The 21,164-nt window shown below is 75.4% G+C and carries 18 protein-coding genes; 6 read left to right on the top strand and 12 right to left on the bottom strand.

What is annotated here, in order from left to right; genetic code table 11:
• Positions 1–54: 54 nt before the first annotated feature.
• On the bottom strand, positions 55–942 hold the full coding sequence (locus I598_RS00925; RefSeq protein WP_068200473.1) for an SGNH/GDSL hydrolase family protein: 888 nt from the start codon (positions 940–942) through the stop codon (positions 55–57).
• Between the two features lie 170 nt (positions 943–1,112).
• On the opposite strand from I598_RS00925, the gene I598_RS00920 reads away from it, so the two are divergent.
• The gene (locus tag I598_RS00920) at positions 1,113–3,686 is read left to right on the top strand and encodes an ATP-dependent DNA ligase (protein ID WP_068200471.1); all 2,574 of its coding nucleotides are present in this window, start codon (positions 1,113–1,115) and stop codon (positions 3,684–3,686) included.
• A 103-nt stretch (positions 3,687–3,789) separates the two neighbouring features.
• A complete protein-coding gene (locus tag I598_RS00915; RefSeq protein WP_068200470.1) occupies positions 3,790–5,022 on the top strand; it encodes an amidohydrolase in 1,233 nt (410 codons plus the stop codon).
• A 40-nt stretch (positions 5,023–5,062) separates the two neighbouring features.
• On the opposite strand, the gene I598_RS00910 is transcribed toward I598_RS00915, so the two are convergent.
• Both I598_RS00910 and I598_RS00905 read right to left on the bottom strand, forming a co-directional pair.
• Entirely contained in the window at positions 5,063–5,761 is a 699-nt protein-coding gene (locus I598_RS00910) for a class F sortase (protein ID WP_068200468.1), read from the bottom strand.
• Entirely contained in the window at positions 5,761–6,549 is a 789-nt protein-coding gene (locus I598_RS00905; protein WP_068200466.1) for a CHRD domain-containing protein, read from the bottom strand. The genes I598_RS00910 and I598_RS00905 overlap by 1 nt, the downstream gene beginning before the upstream one ends.
• 129 nt (positions 6,550–6,678) lie before the next feature.
• Between I598_RS00905 and I598_RS00900 the strand changes: the two genes are divergently transcribed.
• On the top strand, positions 6,679–7,602 hold the full coding sequence (locus I598_RS00900; RefSeq protein WP_068200463.1) for an NADP-dependent oxidoreductase: 924 nt from the start codon (positions 6,679–6,681) through the stop codon (positions 7,600–7,602).
• Positions 7,603–7,677: 75 nt separating this feature from the next.
• On the opposite strand, the gene I598_RS00895 is transcribed toward I598_RS00900, so the two are convergent.
• The gene (locus I598_RS00895; RefSeq protein WP_068200460.1) at positions 7,678–8,517 is read right to left on the bottom strand and encodes a siderophore-interacting protein; all 840 of its coding nucleotides are present in this window, start codon (positions 8,515–8,517) and stop codon (positions 7,678–7,680) included.
• Between the two features lie 92 nt (positions 8,518–8,609).
• On the opposite strand from I598_RS00895, the gene I598_RS00890 reads away from it, so the two are divergent.
• The gene (locus I598_RS00890; protein WP_157557113.1) at positions 8,610–9,416 is read left to right on the top strand and encodes a DUF2599 domain-containing protein; all 807 of its coding nucleotides are present in this window, start codon (positions 8,610–8,612) and stop codon (positions 9,414–9,416) included.
• Between the two features lie 16 nt (positions 9,417–9,432).
• On the opposite strand, the gene I598_RS00885 is transcribed toward I598_RS00890, so the two are convergent.
• Together I598_RS00885 and I598_RS00880 are read right to left on the bottom strand one after the other, a co-directional pair.
• Positions 9,433–10,428, bottom strand: coding sequence for an NAD-dependent epimerase/dehydratase family protein (locus I598_RS00885; protein WP_068200454.1), 996 nt, complete (start codon positions 10,426–10,428; stop codon positions 9,433–9,435).
• A 62-nt stretch (positions 10,429–10,490) separates the two neighbouring features.
• Positions 10,491–11,189: a hypothetical protein gene (locus I598_RS00880; RefSeq protein ID WP_068200451.1), complete on the bottom strand. Its 699-nt coding sequence runs from the start codon at positions 11,187–11,189 to the stop codon at positions 10,491–10,493.
• A 191-nt stretch (positions 11,190–11,380) separates the two neighbouring features.
• Between I598_RS00880 and I598_RS00875 the strand changes: the two genes are divergently transcribed.
• Complete coding sequence (locus I598_RS00875; protein WP_068204672.1) at positions 11,381–12,031, top strand: pyridoxine/pyridoxamine 5'-phosphate oxidase; 651 nt, start codon at positions 11,381–11,383, stop codon at positions 12,029–12,031.
• Positions 12,032–12,194: 163 nt separating this feature from the next.
• Positions 12,195–13,691 (top strand): malate dehydrogenase (quinone), encoded by a 1,497-nt coding sequence (gene mqo / locus I598_RS00870; protein ID WP_157557290.1) that lies wholly within the window; start codon positions 12,195–12,197, stop codon positions 13,689–13,691.
• 77 nt (positions 13,692–13,768) lie between these two features.
• Here mqo and I598_RS00865 read toward each other — a convergent pair whose 3' ends face one another.
• From I598_RS00865 to I598_RS00840, 6 genes are all read right to left on the bottom strand, one after another.
• Positions 13,769–14,680: a ketopantoate reductase family protein gene (locus I598_RS00865; protein WP_068200445.1), complete on the bottom strand. Its 912-nt coding sequence runs from the start codon at positions 14,678–14,680 to the stop codon at positions 13,769–13,771.
• 33 nt (positions 14,681–14,713) lie between these two features.
• Positions 14,714–16,120, bottom strand: a complete 1,407-nt coding sequence (gene pntB, locus I598_RS00860) for a Re/Si-specific NAD(P)(+) transhydrogenase subunit beta (protein WP_068200442.1) — start codon at positions 16,118–16,120, stop codon at positions 14,714–14,716.
• The gene (locus tag I598_RS00855) at positions 16,117–17,691 is read right to left on the bottom strand and encodes a Re/Si-specific NAD(P)(+) transhydrogenase subunit alpha (RefSeq protein WP_068200439.1); all 1,575 of its coding nucleotides are present in this window, start codon (positions 17,689–17,691) and stop codon (positions 16,117–16,119) included. Before I598_RS00855 ends, pntB begins: the two co-directional genes overlap by 4 nt.
• A 138-nt stretch (positions 17,692–17,829) precedes the next feature.
• The gene (locus I598_RS00850; protein WP_068200436.1) at positions 17,830–18,708 is read right to left on the bottom strand and encodes a formate/nitrite transporter family protein; all 879 of its coding nucleotides are present in this window, start codon (positions 18,706–18,708) and stop codon (positions 17,830–17,832) included.
• Between the two features lie 161 nt (positions 18,709–18,869).
• Positions 18,870–20,333, bottom strand: a complete 1,464-nt coding sequence (locus I598_RS00845) for a PepSY-associated TM helix domain-containing protein (protein ID WP_068200433.1) — start codon at positions 20,331–20,333, stop codon at positions 18,870–18,872.
• A gap of 142 nt (positions 20,334–20,475) precedes the next feature.
• Positions 20,476–21,156 (bottom strand): hypothetical protein, encoded by a 681-nt coding sequence (locus tag I598_RS00840; RefSeq protein ID WP_068200430.1) that lies wholly within the window; start codon positions 21,154–21,156, stop codon positions 20,476–20,478.
• Positions 21,157–21,164 lie beyond the last annotated feature (8 nt).

Genomic DNA, 21,164 nt, shown 5'->3' with positions numbered 1-21,164 from the left:
GACGGCCCCTGCCCCGTCCGGACGGGGCAGGGGCCGTCGGCGCGGCGTCCGCGGTCAGGACCCGAGGGCGTCCAGCACGGCGTCGGCCATGGCGGCCTCGCCACGGGCGTTCGGGTGCACGGGCACGGTGTTGGTGCCCCACAGCAGCGGCTCGACCCAGCGGGTCGAGGCCGGGGCGCAGGCGTCGTGGCCGTCGCTGCGCTGCGCCAGGTCGACGAACGTCGTCCCGGTGTCGGCGGCGGCCTGCTCGATGACGCCGTTGAGCGTGGCCTGGAGGTCGCGCAGGTACGACACGTCGCCGCGGGCGATCGGGAGCCTGGCGAAGCAGCCTCGCTCGGCGGGCACGATCCACGGGTACCCGAGGATCAGCACCTCGGCCTGGGGTGCGCGGGCCGTGATGTCCGCGAGCGCCTGGCGCACCGCGGGATAGGTGGTCTGTTCGACGGTGTCGGTGAAGCGGTCGCGGTAGGTGCGCTCGCACGGGTTCCCGTGGCCGAGGGTGACGGTCCCGGAGGCGGCGCAGGCGAGCAGCGCGCCGATGAAGGTGCTGGAGTCGTTGCCGCCGATCGTCAGCGTGACGAGGTCGGTGTCGGCGGTCAGGGCGTCGAGCTGGGCCGGCACCCGGGGGTACTGGGCCGTGGAGAGGTGCTTCGTCTCGGCGGCGCCGCAGGTGACGTCGGTGAGGTCGGCGCCGAGGGCGTCGGCGACGACGTTCGGGTAGTTGCGGGTGGTGCGCAGGCAGACGGCGCGGGCGGTGGGGTCGGGGGGCAGGATCCCGGACCCGGCGGAGTACGAGTCACCGAGGGCGACGTAGTCGAGTCCGTCGTCGGCCTGGGCGGGCGGGGCGAGGAGGGCCGTCGCGAGCGCGGCGGTGAACGCTGCGACGGTGGCGGCGACCGCCGTTCGACGGGGGCGGCGGGGCGCGGGTGGTGCTGCGTGCATGAGACAACTCCCTTGTCGTGTCGTGCCGGCACGGCGCTCCTCGTCGAGCGCCTGCGACCGAGTCTCCCGGGGTGCGACCCCGTTCACAACCCGGAACGCGCCGTATCCGGTACTTGCCGTCCGCCGTTCCCGGTCCTGCGGCACCGGCGATCCCGGGCCACGATGTCCCCGTGAGCCCGCAGACCCAGCGCGTGACCGTCGCGGGCCGCACCCTGTCCCTGTCCAACCTCGACAAGGTGCTCTACCCCGCGACCGGCACCACCAAGGCCGACGTCCTGCACTACCTCGCCCGGGTCGCCCCCGCGCTCGTCGCCCACGCCGCGCACCGCCCCGCGACCCGCAAGCGCTGGCCCGACGGCACCGGCGGGCAGCCGTTCTTCCAGAAGAACCTCGACGCCTCCACCCCCTCGTGGGTGCCGCGGCGCACCATCCGCCACCGGTCGTCGTCCAACGACTACGTGCTCGTCGACGACCTCGCCACCCTCACCTGGCTCGGCCAGACCGCCACCCTGGAGATTCACGTGCCGCAGTGGCAGTTCGGCCGCACCGGCACCCCGCTGCCGCCCGACCGGCTCGTCCTCGACCTCGACCCGGGGCCCGGAGTCGGCCTGCCCGAGTGCGCGCAGGTCGCCCGCTGGGCGCGCGAGATCCTCCAGGGCATGGGCCTCGAGCCGCTGCCCGTCACCAGCGGGTCGAAGGGCATCCACCTGTACGCGCCGCTCACCGGCCACGGCACGCTCACCAGCGACGACGTCTCGGCCGTCGCCCGCGAGCTCGCGCGGCACCTCGCCACCGAGCACCCCGACCTCGTCGTCGCCGACATGAAGAAGTCGGTGCGCGCCGGCAAGGTGTTCATCGACTGGTCGCAGAACAACGGCGCCAAGACGACGATCGCCCCCTACTCCCTGCGCGGGCGCGATCGTCCCACCGCGGCGGCGCCCCGCACGTGGGCCGAGCTCGACGACCCGGACCTGCGCCACCTCACCGCCGACGAGGTCGCCGACCGCTACGAGCGCGACGGCGACCTCCTCGCCCCGCTGCTCGCCGGCCACCTCGCCCAGCTCGAACCGACCCCGGAGCGCCTCGCCACCTTCACCCGGCTGGAGACCTACCGCGCCAAGCGCGACCCCGACCGCACCCCCGAACCCTTCGACGACGGCACCGGACCCGCCGTCACCACCGACGCCCCGACGTTCGTCGTCCAGGAGCACCACGCCCGCCGCCTGCACTGGGACTTCCGCCTCGAGCACGACGGCGTGCTGGTGAGCTGGGCGCTCCCCCGCGGCGAGCCCACCGACCCCGGCCGCAACCACCTCGCCGTGCAGACCGAGGACCACCCGCTCGCCTACGGCGCCTTCGAGGGCTCCATCCCCGCCGGGGAGTACGGCGCCGGGGAGGTCACCCTCTGGGACACCGGCACCTACGAGCTGGAGAAGTGGCGCGACGACGAGGTCATCGTCACGCTGCACAGCGAGCGGCGTGGCTCGCGGCGGCTCGCCCTCATCCGGACCGGCGGGCGCGGCGGCGACGACGAGAACTCCTGGCTGATCCACCGCACCAAGGAGCAGCCGCACGACGCCCGGCCGACGGGTCCGGAGCCCGCCGCCGACGCCCCGGGTCCCGGCCCGCACCCGGGCCCCGGCGCGGCGGACGACGCGAGCGGTGACGCCCCGCCCGCTCCCCCGCCCGCCGGCACGACGCCGGGCCCCGCGCCCCGCCCGATGCTCGCCACCACGGCGTCGCCGGGCGAGCTCTCCCGCCTGGACTCCGCCGAGTGGGCGTTCGAGGTCAAGTGGGACGGGTTCCGCGCGATCGCGGAGATCTTCCCCGCCACCGACGACGACGGGCCGGAGGTCCGGCTCACGTCCCGGTCGGGCCGCGACCTCACGGCCACGTTCCCCGAGCTCGCGGCGCTCGCGGACGCCGTGCCCGCCGCCGAGCTGCCGCTCGCCGTCGACGGGGAGATCGTCGCGCTCGACCCCGCCGGGCGGCCGAGCTTCCGGCGGCTCCAGCAGCGGGCGAACCTCGTCAGGCCCCGCGAGGTGGAAAAGGCACGCCGCACCGTCGGCGTCGACCTCGTCGTGTTCGACGTGCTGCGCGTCGCCGGGGTCGACGTCACCGACCACCCCTACGACGAGCGCCGCACGATCCTGGACCGCGTGCTGGAGCCGCGACGCCCGGTGCACGTGCCGGCCGCCCTGGACGGGACCGTGGCAGAGGCGTCGGCCGAGTCGCGGCGGCTGGGGCTGGAGGGCCTGGTGGCCAAGCGCCGACGCGCCCCGTACACGGCCGGGCACCGCTCGCGCGACTGGCTCAAGGTCAAGCACGTGGGCGGCCAGGAGTGCGTCGTGGTGGGCTGGCGGCCGCTGCGCGCCGGCACCCCGACCGAGGACGCCCGGTCGGTGGGCGGGCTCCTGCTCGCGGTGCCCGACGGCGGTGGCCTGCGGTACGTGGGGCGCGTCGGGACGGGCCTGTCGGACCGCGAGCGCCGCGAGCTCGCGACCCGCTTCGCGGCGGACGAGGTGCCCGACGCCCCCGTGCCGGGCGTCCCGCGCCCCGACGCCGTCGGTGCGCGCTGGGTGCGGCCCGCCACCGTGGTGGAGGTGGTCCACGCCGGCTGGACGGGCGACGAGCCCGGCGAGGGGAGCCTGCGGCACACGGTGTGGCGGGGACTGCGACCGGACAAGGACCCGTCCGCCGTCGTCGTCGAGGACGCGGGCGTGGCGCCGCCGGCCACCGACTGACGGGAGGTCGCCGGGTCCCGGCTCCTCTCCGCGCACTGCGTCGCGCACCGCGCCGCGGGGGGCGACCGCATACCCTGCGGGGACCCCGACCGGAAGGACCCCCGTGACCGTCACGCCCTCGACCTCCCCCGCACCCGACCGGATCGCCGTCCTGCGGCACGTGCGCCCCTGGGGCGGCGAGCCCGTCGACCTGCACGTCACCGACGGCGTGATCACCGCCGTCGTGCCGCACGACCCCACCCGTCGGGGCGACGGCGCCGCGGAGGGCGTCGTCGACGGTGGCGGGCTGCTCGCGCTGCCCGGCCTCGTCAACGCGCACGCCCACGTCGACAAGTCGTGGTGGGGCAAGCCCTGGGTGAGCTACGGGGGCGTCGCGACCACCCAGGGCCGCATCGCGCACGAGCGCGAGCACCGCGACGCGCTCGGGATCCCCGGCACGGACGTCACCCTCACCGTGCTGCGCGAGCTCGTGCGGCACGGCACCACGGCGGTGCGCACCCACGTCGACGTCGACCTCGGGATCGGGCTGCGCGGCATCGAGGTGGTGCGCGAGGCGCTCGCCGCGCTCGACGGCGCCGTGCACGCCGAGATCGTGGCGTTCCCGCAGGACGGTGTGCTGCGCCGCCCGGGCGTGCTGGACCTGCTGGACGCCGCGGCCGTCGCCGGGGCCGACCACGTCGGCGGCCTGGACCCCGCCTCCATCGACCGCGACCCGGTGGGTCAGATCGACGGCCTGGTCGCGATCGCGGAGCGCCACGGCGTCGGCATCGACGTGCACCTGCACGACGGGGGCGAGCTGGGGGCGTTCCAGATCGAGCTGCTGGTCGACCGCACGCTGCGGGCCGGGCTGCAGGGGCGGGTCAACGTCGCGCACGGCTTCGCCGTGGGCGAGCTGCCCGCCTCCCGGCAGGCCGACCTGGTGGCCGCGATGGGCGAGGCCGGGCTGACCATGACGACGGTCGCGCCGATCGGTGCGGCACCCCTGCCGCTCCTCGCGCTGCGGCGGGCCGGGGTGGCCGTAGGGCTCGGCACCGACGGCATCCGCGACCTGTGGTCGCCGTACGGCACCGGCGACCTGCTGGCGCTGACCACGCAGCTCGCCCGCCTGTCGCGCCTGCGCCACGACGAGGAGCTCGTCACCGCCGCCCGGGTCGCGACCAGCGACGCCGCCGCGTTCGTGGGGCGGGCGGTGCACGACCTGGTCGTCGGCGCACCCGCGGACGTCGTCCTCGTCGACGCCGAGAACGTGCCGGACGCCGTGGTGCGCGCGCCGCGCCGCGAGCTCGTCGTCGCCGGCGGGCGGGTCGTGGCCCGGGCCGGCGAGGTGCTGGTCTAGGAACGTCCGGAGAGGTCCCGTCGACGGCGGGCGCCGGCCGTCACGCCTCGTGGGCGTAGACGACGGTGTTGTCGGTGTAGTGCCCCACCGCGGCGTCCCAGGCCCCACCGCAGGTGATGAGGCGCAGCGCGGGGCCGTCGGTGTTGGCGTAGACCTTCCGCGTGGGGAACTCGGCCTTGGCGTACTGCTCGACCCGGTCGACGACGAACGTGACGGTGCTGCCGTCCTCGCGGTCCACGTGGACCCGGTCGCCCGCGTCGAGGTCGGAGAGCCGGTAGAACACGGACGGGCCGTTCGGGCTGTCGACGTGACCCTCCAGCACCGAGGGGCCCTCGGCGCCGGGCCGGGGCGACCCGTCGAACCAGGCGGCCCGGTCGACGTCGTCGCCCGCCGGCACCTCCACGGTGCCGTCCTCGGCGAGACCCAGGTGCAGCAGCCTCGAGTCGACGTCGATCGCCGGCACCCGGACCCGGACGGGCAGGGCGGGCTGCGCGGGCTGCGCCGACGCCGAGGCCGACCCCTGCGGTGACGGTTCCCCACCGGCTCCGGGACTCGGTCCGGGGACGCGCCGGTCGGTGGGTTGGGGGGCCGGGCCGGTCGCGGCGACGGACGCCCCGGCGCCGGCCGCGGGGACCGGCGCCGGGGCGTCCTGCTGCGTCACCAGCCCGACGGCGACCGCCGTCCCGCCGCCGAGCAGCAGCCCGGCGGCGAGAACGACGGCCGCACGTCGGCGCGGCATCAGGCGTCCTGGTCCGCGCGACGACGACGCACGGCCAGACCGGCGGTCAGGCCTGCGCCGGCGAGCAGCGCGACCCCGCCGGCCGCGAGGAGGCCGGCGTTCTCGATGCCGGCCGTGCCGCCGGTACCCGTCTGGACACCACCGGTGGGCATCTGGTCCATCTGCGAGGCGGTGAGGATGCCGCACAGCGCCGGGTCGGTGGCCTCGGCCGGCAGCGACGGGTCCAGGTCGGACTCCGTGTCGCCGTCGTAGGCGCCGGAGCCGTCGTGGTCGACGCCGTGCACGACGAGCGCGACGTCACCCGCGAGGATGTCGTCGGCGAGGTCCTGCGTGACCTCGATCTGGCCGCGCTGGTAGTCGATCTCGCCACCCTCGGCCGTGTCGAACCGGTCGACCGCGAGGGCGGAGTCCGCCGAGGTGTCGCCCTCGGTGGTCAACGACACCTGGACCGACCCGTAGGACGGGATGCCCTCGGTGGTGGTGATCGTGCCGGAGCCGTCGGCGTCGTCGCTCTCGACGGGGCACTGGTTCGCGGCGTCCTCGCCGTAGTGCAGGTGGGCCGCGTGCGGGCTGCCGGCCAGCAGGCCGGACGCCGCGAACTCGACGTTGAGCGTCGTGCCGTCGACCCAGACCATGGCGTCGCCGGAGCCGTCGACCCCGTTGAGGGGCACCGGCGTGAGCTCTCCCTGGGCGGTGCCGTCGTCGGCCGAGGCCGGCCCGGCGACCGCGAGCAGACCGGCGAGCGCGAGAGCGGGGGCGGCGAGGGAGGTACGGGTGCGTGCCTTCATGATCGATCCCTTCGTCTCGGGCCACGTCGTTCGCGACCCGTCGGAGGTTCGGAGCCCCGGGCAACCTGGATGGGTCGGCCCTCACGACCGGGCAGGAATGCCCGCGCCGGGGCGCCGGTTGCCGCCCGTATGCGAGCCATCACCTACAGCCGCTTCGGCGGCGCCGACGTCCTCGAGCTGACCGAGCAGCCGGACCCGCACCCCGGGCCCGACACGGTGGTGGTGCGGGTGCGCGCCGCCTCCGTCAACCCCGTCGACTGGAAGATCCGCGAGGGGTACCTCCAGGGCCTCATCGACACGCAGCTCCCGGCGGTGCCGGGCTGGGACGTCGCGGGCGTCGTGGAGCAGGTCGGCCTGGACACCCCCGAGCTCCAGGTGGGCGACGAGGTCTACGGGTACGTGCGCAAGGACGTGGTGCAGGGCGGCACCTTCGCCGAGCTGGTCGCGGCGCCGGTGCGCACCCTGGCCCGCAAGCCCGCGATGCTGAGCTTCGCCGAGGCCGCCGCCGTGCCGCTGGCAGGGCTGACGGCTTACCAGACCATCGAGCGGTCGGGCGTGCGGGAGGGGCAGACGGTCCTGGTGCACGCCGCCGCCGGGGGCGTCGGCATCTTCGCCGTGCAGATCGCGAAGGCCCGCGGGGCGCGCGTCATCGGCACCGCCTCGGCGGGCAACCACGAGTACCTGCGCGGGCTGGGCGTCGAGCCCGTCGAGTACGGCGAGGGTCTCGCGGACCGCGTCCGCGCCCTGGCGCCGCGCGGCGTCGACGTCGCGCTGGACTACGTGGGCGGGGACGCCGTCGCCGTGAGCGCCGAGGTGCTGGCGCCGGGCGGCGTCATCACGTCCATCGCCGACCCGGCCGCCCGCACCGAGCACGGCGGGATCTACGCCTGGGTCCGCCCGTCCACCGCGGACCTGGAGGCGCTCGGCGCGCTCGCTGACGAGGGCGTGCTGACGGTCGAGGTGGCGCAGACCTTCGACCTGGCGGACGCCGCCGACGCCCACCGCGCGAGCGAGGCCGGGCACGTGCGCGGAAAGATCGTCGTCACCGTCTGAGCGACCGCACGACGAGCGAGCGCCCGCACCGTCCTCGGTGCGGGCGCTCGCGTGCGTCGGTGGGCACGCGGGCGGTCAGCTCGCCGCGACGCGCCCGTGCTTCCAGTAGCCGGCGAAGTCGGCGTGCGTCTTGGGGACGCCGCGCTCGCCCACGAGGTGGCGGCGCACGCCGGTGGCGAGGCTCGACTCCCCCACGGAGAAGGAGTACACGTTGCCGTCGAGATGCGTGAGCCCGCGCACTGCGTCGAGGGCGGCCGCGCCGGGGACGGCGGCGGGGTCCACCTGGTCACGCTCGACCCAGCGCACCTCGATTCCCGCAGGGGTGCGGAAGTCCTGCCGGTCGGCGGCGGAGGGGACCTCGACGACGGCGATGCCGCGCGCGGCGTCGGGCAGGGCCTCGCAGATGCCGGCGACGGCCGGGAGCCCGGACTCGTCGGCCACGAGCAGCGTCCAGTCGTGGGCGTGCCGCGGGTTGAAGCCGACGCCCTGGTCGAGGATGCCCACGGTGTCGCCGGAGCGGGCCGTGGCCGCGAACGTCGACGCCGGCCCGGGCTCGCCGGCGCCCTCGTGGCCGTGCGCGCCGTGCAGCACGAAGTCGACGTCGATCTCGCGCAGGTCCGGCCGTGCCGCGCGGATCGTGTAGCTGCGCACCCACGGACGGCGCGCCTTCGGCGTCGTGAGGTACTGGGCGTACCACCCCAGGCCCGAGGTGCGGGTCGGCAGCCGCATGGCGTCGCTGCCCTCGCGCTGCAGGAAGAGGCGGAACCACTGGTCGTACCCGACGGCGGTGAGACGTTCCAGGCCCTCGCCGCCGAACGTCACGCGCATCATGTGGCCCGACACCTGCTTGGTGCCCACGACCTCGGCCAGGAGGACGTGCGGCTCGATCGGCTTGCGTCCGTTGTATCCGCTCACAGCAGTAAGGTTAGGGCAACCTCACCTGTCAGCGCCAGGGTGTCCGACCCGTGATCACGACGACGACGAGGACGCTGCCGCACACTGGTGCCGTGCCCCGGTCCACCGTTCGACGACCACGCCCCGCACCGACCCGTGCCACGATCCTCGGCCGCGCGATGGTCGGGGTGCTGGCCGCCGCGCTCCTGACGGGCTGCGACGCCGCCGCGCCCGGACCGGCCGAGGCCGCCTCGCCGTCCGCCCCGCCCACGCCCACGCCCACGCCGACGGCGCCGGACGCCCGGCCCTTCCCCGCGCCCAGCGCGCCGGCGCCCACCCCGGCCGTCGTGCGCGCGGGCGCCGTCGAGCTCGCCCTGCCGGCCGACGCCCCGACCGACCGCACGGGCGACGGTGCGGTCGAGATCACCCTCGACCCGGCCACCGGCGACCCGGCCACGACGCTCACCCTGCGGTCGGCCGGCACGTTCACCCTCCACCCGGACGGCTCGGCGACGATCGCCGACGACGGCACCGCCGTGGGCGGGCTGAGCGCCCCGGCCGGCACCGCACGCTTCCACCTCCTCGCCCCGGACACCCTGGAGGTCTCCGCCGACGCGGAGACCGCCACGACGCTCGGCACGTCCGGCGTGGTGAGCGCGCGCTGGGGCGACCGCGAGGGCGGCGACTCCCTCGCCGTCGACGCCACGGCGTGGGCGCGGCACGCGGGGCAGGCCGGGGTCGACGTCGTCTGGGCGGAGCTCGTGGCCGCCGACGCGGGCGTCGACACGGCGACGATGCACGACCAGCTCGTCTGCCACGCCCTCGGCGCCCCGGACAAGGACACGTGGAACCTCGAGCCGTGGCGGCCGGACGTCGGGCTCGTCCAGGTGCTGGCCGCGCGCTGCAACCCGACCGGCTGAACGCGCCGCGCGGGGCTCAGGCCCCGACGGCCCGCAGCACGTCGGCCTCCTCGGCGTCCGACAGCCCCGTGACCGGCGCGTCGGGATCGGCGTGCAACCACGCGAGGACGTCCCGCGCGGTGTCCTCGACGGGACGTGGGTCGAGCCCCGCCGCGACGGCGGGTGCGGCGTCGTGGGCGAGCATCCCGTCGAAGGCGGGGCGCGGCAGCCACAGCGCCACCGACCGCGGCCCTCCCCAGGGCCGGACGTCGTGCGCGGCCAGCGTCGCGTCGTCGACCCAGCGCCACCGCGGCACGACGCCGCACCCGCGGGCCACGGCGTCGAGGAACCGGCCGAACGGCTGCACGGGGCCGACGGCGTCGAAGGTGCCCGGGGTGGTGGTCCCCGCGAGGTCCACGACCCAGACGGCGAGGTCGCGGACGTCGACCACCTGCACGAGGGCGTCGGGCGACCCGGGGGCGAGCACGTCTGCGGCGCCCGCCGGGTCGTCGGCCAGGCGGCGCAGGCGCGCGGGCCACGAGGTGAACCGGCCGGTCGGGTCGCCCGGGCCGACGATCAGCCCGGGCCGCACCACGACGGCGTCGGCCGCACCCGCCCGCACGACCTCCTCGCAGGCCACCTTCATCGGGCCGTAGGCCTCGGGCTCCTGCGCGAGGGGGACGTCGTCGTGCCGCGCCGGGTGGAGCCGTCCGTCGCCCGGCCCGGCCGGGTCGGCGTCGTCCGCGTAGACGCTGATCGTGGAGACGAACACCCAGCGGGCGTCCGGCCACGCCGCCACCGCACGGCGCACGTGCGAGGGGTACCGCCCCACGTCCACCACGGCGTCGAACCGCTCGGCGACCAGGTCCGGCGGCAGCGGCTCGTCCCGGTCCGCGACGACGTGCCGCGCCCCCGCGGGCACCTCGCCCGACCGCCCGCGGGTCACCGCGAGGACGTCGTGACCCCGCGCGACGGCGTCGGCCACGACCGCCCGGGACAGGAACACCGAACCACCCAGCACCAGGATCCGCATGAGCCGACCCTGGTGCGCCACCCCGGCCGGGGCAACCCGGTTCGCCGAGGGCGCAGCCGCCGTCAGCAGGCCGCGGTGACCTCGGGCTGGTAGGTGAGCGCCCAGCACAAGGTGGACACGTCCGAGCGCAGGTCGTCGACCTGCCCGCGCAGCCCGTCCAGGTCGTCGTCGGTGACCGCGTCGCCGGAACCGTCGACCTCCCGTTCGAGCGCGGCGAGGCCGGTGCGGACGTCGGCGAGGCCGTCGCGCACGTCGTTCTGGAGCCGGTCGGTGTCCCCGACGACGTCGGTGAGGCGCGCCTGGAGGTCCCGGGTGCGGCCCTGCCCGTCCTCGGGCAGGCCGGTCCACGCCTCGACGTCCGCCACCCGGTCGTTCAGCGTGTCGACGGCCTGCGTGGTGGGCGTCGTCGCGCGCAGGTCGGCGAGCTGCTGCTGGGTCGCGGCGGTCTGGGCGACGGCGGCCTCGACCTCCGCGGCGAGCTTGCGGTTGGCGGACCACAGGACGCCGACGCCGACCGAGGCCGCCAGGGCCAGCACGAGCGTCGCGGCGAGGACGACGGGGACGACGCCGCGCGGTCCGCGGGAGGCGGGCGCGGTGGGCACGGGGCCGGTGGTCGCGGCGGGCGGTGGCGGTGGCGGTGGCGGCTCGGACGGGAACATCGACGTGATCGTCGCGGTGGGCCCCGTGTCGAGCTGGCGGTGCCGCGCGATCCGGTTCGGGCTGCGCGTCGAGGCCGACGACGTGCCGACGTCCGTGTCCATCCCACCTCTTTCGTCCTGGTGCGGACCATGGTGGTGCCCGCGCGGGCCGGAGCACAAGGGGCGAACCGGGTGGTTCCGCGCGCCGGGACGGGTGCCGGCCCGGTCGCTAGGGTCGAGGTGACCCGACCGGAGGCGCCCGCCCGCCGCGTCGGCCGCCCTGGCACCACGACCGAGGAGTCCCCGTGACGTCGATGCGCGACCGGCTGCGTGCCCTGCCCGTCCTGCCCGCCGGGCTGCCCGGCTGGGACGTCCCCGACGTCGGCGCCCTGCCGGCGGACCCTCGGACCCTGTTCGAGGAGTGGTTCGTCGAGTCGCAGGAGGCCGGGACCCGTGCGCCGCACGCGACGACCCTGTCGACGGTCGACGCCGACGGTGCGGCCCGGGCCCGCACGGTGCTCCTCACCGACGTCACCGCCGCGGGCTGGTGGTTCGCCGGGCACGCCTCGAGCCCGAAGGGACGGCAGCTGGCGGCCGAGCCGCGGGCCGCGCTGACGTTCCTGTGGCGGGAGTCGGGCAGCCAGGTGCGGGTGTCGGGTCCGGTGACGCCCCACCCGGACGAGGGGGCGGCGGACTTCCGTCGGCGGTCGGCCGCGTCCCGCGCCTCGGGGCTCGTGGGTCGGCAGAGCGAGGTGCTCGGGTCGCTCGCGGAGCATCGCGCGGCGTGGGCGGTCGCGCTGGAGCGGGCGAGCGCGGACCTCGACCTCGTCGCGCCGGGCTGGACGGCCTGGTGCCTCGACGCCGACGAGGTCGAGCTCTGGCGCACGGGCGACGGCACAGGTCAGACGCGGGTGCGCTACCGTCGGGCGGGCGACGCGTGGGTCCGCGAGCTCCTGTGGCCTTGACTGTGACCTGTGTCACCCCAGGTCAGAGACGTTGTGACGTTGCTCTCATTCTTTGTGACAGTTTTCACCAACGTCTTAGCATGGCCAGGTGAACTCGCGCGCAACGGCACCCCACCAGGCCCCCACGGACGCCGTCGACGTCGTCCTCATCGGCGCCGGCATCATGAGCGCCACCCTCGGCACGCTCATCCAGCAGCTCGAGCCGACCTGGTCCGTCCGCATCCTCGAGCGCCTCGACGACGTCGCGCTGGAGTCCTCCAACCCGTGGAACAACGCCGGCACCGGCCACGCCGCGCTCTGCGAGCTGAACTACACCCCGGAGAAGGCCGACGGCACGATCGACATCTCCAAGGCGGTGGCGATCAACGAGCAGTTCGAGACCTCGCGCGAGCTCTGGCACCACCTGCTGGCCACCGGCCGCCTCGCCAACCCGTCGTTCATCAACCGCACCCCGCACATGACGTTCGTGCGCGGCGAGAAGAACGTCGACTACCTGCGCCGCCGGCACACCTCGCTGAGCGCGCACCCGCTGTTCCGCGACCTCGAGTTCTCCACGGACCGCGCCGAGATCGAGCGCTGGGCCCCGCTCCTCACCGCCGACCGCGACCCCGCCGAGCCCATCGCCGCCACGCGCTCCGCCGCGGGCACCGACGTCGACTTCGGCAACCTCACCCGCCAGCTCGTCGACGGGATGGTCGCCAACGGCGCCGAGCTGCAGCTCCAGCGCGAGGTCACCTCGCTGCGGCGCGTCAAGGGCGGCGGCTGGCGCCTGCGCGTCAAGGACCGGTCCTGGAACGCCCGCCCCCGCACCTCGACCGTCACGGCCCGCTTCGTGTTCGTCGGCGCCGGCGGCGGCGCGCTGCCGCTGCTCCAGTCGGCCCGCATCCCCGAGATCAAGGGCTTCGGCGGCTTCCCGATCTCCGGCGAGTTCCTGCGCACCTCCGACCCCGAGCTCGTCGCCCAGCACCAGGCCAAGGTGTACGGCAAGGCCGACGTCGGCGCCCCGCCGATGTCCGTGCCGCACCTGGACACCCGCGTCGTGGACGGCCAGAGCTACCTCATGTTCGGCCCGTACGCCGGGTTCAGCCCCAAGTACCTCAAGAAGGGCAAGTACCTGGGCCTGATCACGTCCCTGCGGGCGAACAACCTCGGCTCGATGCTCGGCGCCGGGGTGAAGAACCTCGACCTCACCCAGTACCTCGTGGGGCAGGTCGTCGCCGCGCCGGAGACGAAGTTCCAGGCCCTCCAGCAGTTCATGCCGACCGCGCACCCGAAGCACTGGGAGAAGATCACCGCCGGCCAGCGCGTGCAGGTCATCAAGCGCGACGCCGACGGCAAGGGCGTCCTGCAGTTCGGCACGGAGATCGTCGCCGCCGCCGACGGCTCGATCGCGGGCCTGCTCGGCGCCTCCCCGGGCGCCTCGACGGCCGTGTCCGCGATGGTCGACGTGCTCGAGCGCTGCTTCCCGCAGCAGTTCGCCGCCTGGCGCCCGCGGCTGGCCACGATGATGCCGAGCCTGGACGGCGTGCCCGCCGACGCCCGCGAGATCGCCGCGACGGTCGACGCCGCCACCGAGCTCTCCGTGGCCCAGCTCGCCGCGCAGAACGGCGGCGTGCTGCCCTCCAGCGTCTACGACCAGCAGGCCGACCTGCGCGGCTGACGCCCGGCCCGCGCACCACGGCCCGCCGCCCCCGTCACGGGGCAGCGGGCCGTCGTCGTCCCGGGGGCGGGTGCGCGTCAGACCTCCGCGTCGAGCCGGGCCACGACGTCGTCGACGGCCGGTGTCGCCACGCCGTGCCGGGCGCCCCGGCGCGAGACGGCGCCGCCGATGGCGTCCAGCTCGCCCGCGTGCCCGGCCTCCAGGTCCGCCTGCAGCGAGGACCGCATCGCGGCCGGCAGGCCGTGCAGGATCGCGGCGAGGTCGGCGCCCGTGGTGGGCACGCCCTCCGCGGTCGCCACGGCTGCGACCTCCGCCAGGAGCGTCGCCGTGAGGTCGGCGTCGATGTCCAGGGCCGCCCCGAGCCCGTCGTGGTGCACCGAGGTCAGCAGCGCCAGCGGCGCGAGGAACCGCAGCTTCGACCACAGCACCTCGGTCTCCGTGCCGTCCACGACGACGGGCAGGTCGGAGGCCTGCAGCGCCGCCACCGCCGCCGTGCCGGACGCCGACCCCGGCACGGTCACGCGCAGCAGCTCGCCGCGGTGCCGGACGACGACGGGACCGTCCGCGTCGAGGTCACGGGTCGTCTCCCCCGCGTACGCGCCGCCGACGACGGCGTCACCGGGCAGCGCCGCGCGCAGGGCCTCCATGTGCTCGATCCCGTTGAGCAGGGACAGCACCTCGGACGGGCGGGAACCGGCGACCTGGCCCACGACGTCGCCGAGACCGGCCGCCTTCACCGTGACCAGGACGGCGGCGCCGGACGGCACCTCGGTGGTCGCCGGCACGGTGGCGGTCCAGCTCCCGTAGCGGTCGGTGTCGACGCGCAGGCCGTCCCGGAGCCGCCCGACCGTGCGCGGTCGGCCGACCAGCACGACGTCGGCGCCCGCACGGTGCAGGAACGCCGCGACGAGGCAGCCGACGGCGCCCGGCCCGACGACGGCGAGCGGTCCGGGAGCGGCAGGAGGTCCGGCGGTGGCGGCGTTGCTCATGGGCGTCGACCCTACCCGCACCGCCACCACCGGTCAGAGGGACTGGATGATCTTCTCCACCTGGTCCTTGGCGTCCCCGAACAGCATCGCGGTGTTCTCGCGGAAGAACAGCGGGTTCTGCACGCCCGCGTACCCCGTGGCCATGGACCGCTTGAACACGACGACGTCGCGGGCCTTCCAGACCTCCAGCACGGGCATGCCCGCGATGGGTGACCCGGGGTCGTCCTGGGCGGCCGGGTTGACGGTGTCGTTGGCGCCGATGACGAGCACGACGTCGGTGGCGGGCAGGTCGCCGTTGATCTCGTCCATGCCGAGCACGACGTCGTACGGCACCTTCGCCTCGGCGAGCAGGACGTTCATGTGGCCGGGCAGCCGGCCGGCCACGGGGTGGATGCCGAAGCGCACCTCCACGCCCCGCGCCCGCAGCTTCTCGGTGAGGTCGGCGACGGGGTACTGCGCCTTGGCGACGGCCATGCCGTAGCCGGGCACGATCGCCACGGACCGGGCCGCGGTGAGCAGCTCGGCGACCTCGGCGGGGAACGTCTCGCGGTGCTCGCCGTCGACGCCCTGCGCGGCGACGGTGCCGGTCTCGGCCCCGAACCCGCCGAGGATCACCGAGACGAACGAGCGGTTCATCGCCTGGCACATGAGGTAGGACAGGATCGCACCGGAGGATCCCACGAGGGCGCCGGTGATGATGAGCAGGTCGTTGCCGAGCATGAACCCGGCCGCGGCCGCGGCCCACCCCGAGTACGAGTTGAGCATCGACACGACGACGGGCATGTCCCCGCCGCCGATGGACGCCACGAGGTGCCAGCCGAGCGCGAGCGCGACGAGCGTCATGAGCACGAGCGCGGTGAGCGCGGCGCCGTCGGCGCCGCCGCGGGCGGCGTCGAGGAACCAGGCGAGCAGCACGGCGGAGACGACCAGCATCGCGAGGTTGAGCCAGTTGCGCCCCGGGAGCGTCAGCGGCGCGGAGCGGATCCGCGCGGAGAGCTTGAGGTTCGCCACGATGGACCCGGTGAACGTGACGGCACCGATGAGCACGCCGAGGTACACCTCGACCAGGTGCACGGTCTCGGCGTGGTCGGAGGTCAGGAACGACCCGAACCCGACGAGCACGGCGGCGAGGCCGACGAACGAGTGCAGCAGCGCGATGAGCTCGGGCATCTGCGTCATCTCGACGCGCCGGACCCGCCACGTCCCGACCCCGGCGCCGACGAGCAGCACCACGAGGATCAGGGCGGCCGTGACCTGCCACGGCCGCTCGGAGGTCTCGAGGGCGAGGGCGATGGTGGCGACGATCGCCAGCGCCATGCCGAGGATCCCGAGCACGTTGCCCCGGCGGGCGGACTCCTGCTTCGACAGGCCCGCGAGCGACAGGATGAACAGCACGCCGGCGATCACGTAGGTGGCCTGCACGGCCGACAGGACCGTCATCGGGCCGCCTCCCCGGTGGTGGGCGCTCCGCGCCGGAACATGCGGATCATCCGGTTCGCGACCAGGAACCCGCCGAACACGTTGATGCACGCGACCGACGCCGCCACGACCGCGAGGCCCGTGACGAGCCAGTCGTCGACCCCGATCTGCAGCAGCGCACCGACGAGGATGATGCCGCTGATCGCGTTGGTCTGGGCCATGAGCGGCGTGTGCAGGGCGTGCGTCACGGCGCTGATGACGTAGAAGCCCACGACGACGGCGAGGGCGAAGACGGTGAAGTGGCCGACGGCGTCCGGCGGGGACGCCGCGATCGCCAGCCCGGCGACGACGGCGCCCAGGGCGGCGAGCACGGTGCGGCGCCGGCCGCGCAACCGCTGCTGCGCGGCCAGCTCGGCCGGTGACGGGCCCGGTGGCGCCTCGGGTGGCGGCGGGGCCGCCGGGGCGGCGGACACCTGCACCGGCGGCGGCGGCCACAGGACCTCGCCGGCGTGGGCGACGGTCATGCCGCGCACCACGACGTCGTCGAGGTCGAGGACGAGCGCGCCGTCCTTGCCGGGCGTGAGCAGGGTCAGCAGGTTGACGACGTTGGTGCCCAGCAGCTGCGACGTGTGCCGGGGCAGCCGGCCGGGCAGGTCGGTGTACCCGAGGACGACGACGCCGTTGTCGCTGACGAACCGCTCCCCCGGCACCGTGAGCTCGCAGTTGCCGCCCCCGGCGGCGGCGAGGTCGACGACCACCGAGCCGGGTCGCATGGCGGCGACCATCTCGGCGGTGATCGTGGTGGGCGCCGTGCCCCGGACGAGCGCCGTGGTGATGACGACGTCGGCGCGGGCGGACTCCGCGGCGTAGGTGGCGAGGGTGGCGGCCTCCTGGTCGGAGGTGAGCGCGCGGGCGTACCCGTCGGTGCTGACCTCCTGGGCGGCGCCCGCGGCCTGCACGAACGTCGCACCCATGGACTCGATCTGCTCGCCCACCTCGGGCCGCACGTCGAAGGCCCGCACCTCGGCGCCCAGCGAGGACGCGGTGCCGATCGCGGCGAGCCCCGCCACGCCGGCGCCGATGACGAACACCGTCGCGGGCGGCGTCGACCCGGCCGCGGTGACCTGGCCGGTGAACATGCCGCCGAACTCCTCGGCGGCCTCCACCACGGCCCGGTACCCGGCGACGTTCGACTGCGCTGACAGCACGTCCAGGGACTGCGCGCGCGAGATGCGCGGCACGGCGTCGAGCGCCAGCGCCGACACCTGTCGGGCGGCGAGCGCCTCGACGAGCTCGGGCCGCGACGCCGGGGCGAGCTGCGCGACCAGCGTCGCGCCGGGACGGAGCCGGTCGACGTCGGCGGGCGCGGGCGCGTTGACGCACGTGACGACGTCGGCGGCCCAGACCTCGGCGGCACCGGCGACGCGGGCACCGGCCTCGGCGTAGGCGTCGTCGGGCAGGGCGGCGCCTGCGCCGGCTCCGGCCTCGACGACGACGTCGTGGCCGAGCGCGGTCAGCTTGCGCACGGTGGCGGGCGTGGCGGCGACGAGACGTTCGCCGGCACGCGTCTCACGGGGCACCCCGATCAGCATGGTCCGGACCTCCTTTGGTCGAGAGCGTTCGCAACCTACCGCGGGCGGGGGTGGACGCACGAGGACCGACCGCACCGCGAGACGGGGTCTCAGCGGTGCGGCCGGTCCGGCGCGGTCCGGGAGGGTGCCGGCGGGTGGTCAGCGGCCGGCCGGCACCAGCGCGTCGCCGTCGGTCTCGGAGGCCGCCGCAGGCACCGGCGCGGTCACCCCGGCGTCCCGCCGCGGCTTGGTGCGGTAGTGGGTGGTGTAGAGCATCAGCCCCACGAAGGTCAGGCCGCCGACGAGGTTCCCGACGACGGTGGGGATCTCGTTCCAGACCAGGTAGTCCATGATCGTGAACTCCGCGCCGAGCAGCAGACCCGCCGGGAACAGGAACATGTTGACGATCGAGTGCTCGAAACCCATGTAGAAGAACAGCATGATCGGCATCCACATGCCGACGACCTTGCCGATCACCGAGCGCGAGACCATCGCGGCCACGACGCCGGTGGAGACCATCCAGTTGCACAGGACCCCGCGCACGAACAGCGTGAGCATGCCCGCCGCGCCGTGCTCGGCGTACCCGAGGGTGCGGCCCTCGCCGATGTGCCCGATCGCCTGACCGACCTCGCCGGGCTCCACCGACCACGCGTAGGTGAAGTAGATGACCATGAGCACCGCCACCATGAACGCGCCGGCGAAGTTGCCGACGAACACGAGGCCCCAGTTGCGCAGCACGGCCTTGACGGTCACGCCCGGGCGCTTGTCGAGCAGGGCCAGCGGGGCGAGGGTGAACACCCCGGTCAGCAGGTCGTAGCCCAGCAGGTACAGCAGGATGAAGCCGACCGGGAACAGCACCGCGCCGAGCAGCGGGTCGCCGGTCTGCGTGGAGACCGTCACGGCGAACGCCGCCGCCATCGTCAGCAGGGCGGCGCCCATGAACGCGCGGATGAGCGTGTCCCGGGTCGACAGGTGCACCTTCGACTCACCCGCGTCGATCATGGCCGTGACCAGCTCGTTCGGCTTGACGTAGTCCACGTCAGCTCCCCCTCCGTCGTCGTCCCGCCCGGCACGTCGTCGGACCGGGCCTCTGGGGAACAGCGTGGTGGAGGCGCATTTCGCCGGGGGAACGGCGCCGTGACGGTCGTGGCTCGACTTCCTCACGCACCGGACGACCACGGCGTGAGGCGCCCGGGGCGTCAGCTCGTGCGCGCCCGGCGCCGGGCGCGCAGCCCGAGCAGGACGTCGACGACCAGGAACGCCGCCAGGGTGAGGCCGAACAGCGGCACGTAGTACGCCGCCCCTGCCGCGAGGGCGAACAGCACCACCGTCAGCCACAGGGGCGCCTGGCGCAGCGCACCGCGACCGAGCAACGGGCCCGGGCCACGTCCCTGCTGCCGCGTCGGACGACGCTGCCACCACATCCGGTACCCCAGCACGACCAGGACGACCAGCCCGAGCGCCGTCGCCGCCAGGAACAGCAGGTTCGGCAGGCCGAACAGCATGCCGAGGTGGAAGTAGATGCCCCACGAGCTGAGCTTGGCCAGGAACGGCTCGTCCTCGAAGTCGACCCGGTCGAGGACCTCGCCGCTGAACCCGTGGACGGCGATCGCGTCGTTGTCCATCGGCCAGGACGTCGCCGCCTCGGTGACGGTCCACGCCTCGTGGTGCGTCGCGGGCGGGGTGACCCGGTACGGCGCGACGAGGCCCTCCCGCTCGGCCGCCGCGGTGAGCCCGTCCCACGACGCGCCGTGCTCGAGGTAGTGGTCCTCGATCGCCCCGGCGACGCTGCCGTGCTCCGCGTGCGGGTCGGCCTCGGCGTCGTAGCCCGCGGTGAGGGCCGTGTCGAGCTCGGGGGCGGGCGTGGAGAGCGCCGACCGCAGGTCGCCGATCCGGGCGCCGGCGTGTTCCGACCAGGTCAGGCCGGTGACGGACAGCACGAGCAGGCCGGTCGCGGCGAGGATCCCGACGACGCCGTGCCACGACAGCGTGCGCCGGCGTCCCGGCCTCCCCCGCTCGGGCACGAGCAGCGCTCGCGCGGTGCGCTTCTTGCGGACGGCCCGCGCGACCCACATCGCGAGGCCGCCGAGAACCACGACCCACAGCCACGACGCGGCGAGCTCGGAGTACAGCGTGCCGACCGTCCCGAGGTGCAGCGAGGAGTGCAGGGTCTCGATCCACTCCCGCGCGGGCAGCCACTGGCCGTAGGTCAACGAGTCCCCGGCGACCTGGGCGGTGTACGGGTCGACGAACACGGTGCGCGCGGCACCCTCGGGCAGGCCGTCGACGGCGAGGACCACCCGCGTGGTGGTCTCCGGGTCACCGGCCACCTCGACGGCGCTGATGGTGCCCTCGGGATGGGCGGCGCGGGCGGCGGCCACCTGCGCGGACAGCGGGGCGGTGGTGTCGCCGACCTGCTCGACGACGAGCAGGTCGTCGTACATCGTCCGCTCGATCGTCGGGGCGAGCGTGTACAGCAGGCCCGTCGTCGCGGCGACCAGGAGGAACGGGCCGACGAGGATGCCGGCGTAGAAGTGCAGCCGCAGCAGGATCGGCTGCAGGGCGACCCACAGCCGGGAGCCCTGCGGCGGGGTCGGTGGCGCGGACGGGGGCGTCGACGGCCCGGCGGGCGTCGCGGAGGTGGTCGAGGGTGCGGTGGTCACGGTGGTCCTCTTCTCGGAGGGTGCGCGCGGTCGCCGGACGAGGCCGGGGCGCGCCGTTCGGTCGGGGGTGGGCGGGTGCGGCACCGCGCGCCGCACGACGGTGTGCGGCAGCCGCCGACCGTGCCGTGCAGGGTCGGGAGGCTCAGGCGGTGCGCAGGGCCGCCGGCGGGCCGCGCCGTGGCAGGGTGCGGGCCAGCGCGGGGGTCAGCGGCGACGCCACGAGCCCCACCGGGACCACGGGCCGTGCGGGCTCGCGCCGCGGGACGCCGGCGCGAGCCAGCACGACGAGCGTCGCGGTGAACCGGCGCACCGTCCGGGCCAGGGCGCGGTCGCTGCCGACCGCGAGCACCGTGATCGCCACGACGGCGAGCGCGTGCGCGGCGAGCATCCCCGGCTGCAGGTGCCCGGCCGCGTGGGCGACCAGGTCGGGGCGGGCCGCGGCGGCGAGCTCGGCGGCGACCAGGAGACCTGACTCGCCGTGCCCGGCATCGTGCCCGGCCTGGTGGGCGAGCTGCGTCGCGGCGGACGGCGCGACCGCCCGGGACGCGGAGAGCGCCTGGAAGCCGTGGTGGAGCCCCACCTGGAGGGCGCCCAGCACGGGCACGAGCGTCCACGGGGTCAGGCGCCACCGGCCGAGGACACCCGTGACCACAAGCGTCAGGGCGCCGAGCAGCGCGACGCCCACGGCGTCCGGCAGGCCCCCGCCGGCCGCCGTGTGGGCGCCCGCCGAACAGGCCACGGTGACCGCGGCCAGCACGACCGCGCGCACGACCCGGAGCGGACGCTCGCGGTCCGTCCGGTCACCGTGGGGGGTCCGGCTCACGCGGCGAT

It is taken from the genome of Isoptericola dokdonensis DS-3 (genome assembly GCF_001636295.1).
Taxonomy (GTDB): domain Bacteria; phylum Actinomycetota; class Actinomycetes; order Actinomycetales; family Cellulomonadaceae; genus Isoptericola; species Isoptericola dokdonensis.
This window is presented reverse-complemented; position numbering and strand designations above follow the sequence as displayed.

What these genes read in the sequence shown, in the direction of transcription:
- I598_RS00925 (WP_068200473.1), bottom strand. Translation starts at nt 942, where the DNA reads ATGCACGCAGCACCACCCGCGCCCCGCCGCCCCCGTCGAACGGCGGTC.
- I598_RS00910 (WP_068200468.1), bottom strand. Translation starts at nt 5,761, where the DNA reads ATGCCGCGCCGACGTGCGGCCGTCGTTCTCGCCGCCGGGCTGCTGCTC.
- I598_RS00905 (WP_068200466.1), bottom strand. Translation starts at nt 6,549, where the DNA reads ATGAAGGCACGCACCCGTACCTCCCTCGCCGCCCCCGCTCTCGCGCTC.
- I598_RS00900 (WP_068200463.1), top strand. Translation starts at nt 6,679, where the DNA reads ATGCGAGCCATCACCTACAGCCGCTTCGGCGGCGCCGACGTCCTCGAG.
- I598_RS00885 (WP_068200454.1), bottom strand. Translation starts at nt 10,428, where the DNA reads ATGCGGATCCTGGTGCTGGGTGGTTCGGTGTTCCTGTCCCGGGCGGTC.
- I598_RS00880 (WP_068200451.1), bottom strand. Translation starts at nt 11,189, where the DNA reads ATGGACACGGACGTCGGCACGTCGTCGGCCTCGACGCGCAGCCCGAAC.
- I598_RS00875 (WP_068204672.1), top strand. Translation starts at nt 11,381, where the DNA reads ATGCGCGACCGGCTGCGTGCCCTGCCCGTCCTGCCCGCCGGGCTGCCC.
- mqo (WP_157557290.1), top strand. Translation starts at nt 12,195, where the DNA reads ATGAGCGCCACCCTCGGCACGCTCATCCAGCAGCTCGAGCCGACCTGG.
- I598_RS00865 (WP_068200445.1), bottom strand. Translation starts at nt 14,680, where the DNA reads ATGAGCAACGCCGCCACCGCCGGACCTCCTGCCGCTCCCGGACCGCTC.
- pntB (WP_068200442.1), bottom strand. Translation starts at nt 16,120, where the DNA reads ATGACGGTCCTGTCGGCCGTGCAGGCCACCTACGTGATCGCCGGCGTG.
- I598_RS00855 (WP_068200439.1), bottom strand. Translation starts at nt 17,691, where the DNA reads ATGCTGATCGGGGTGCCCCGTGAGACGCGTGCCGGCGAACGTCTCGTC.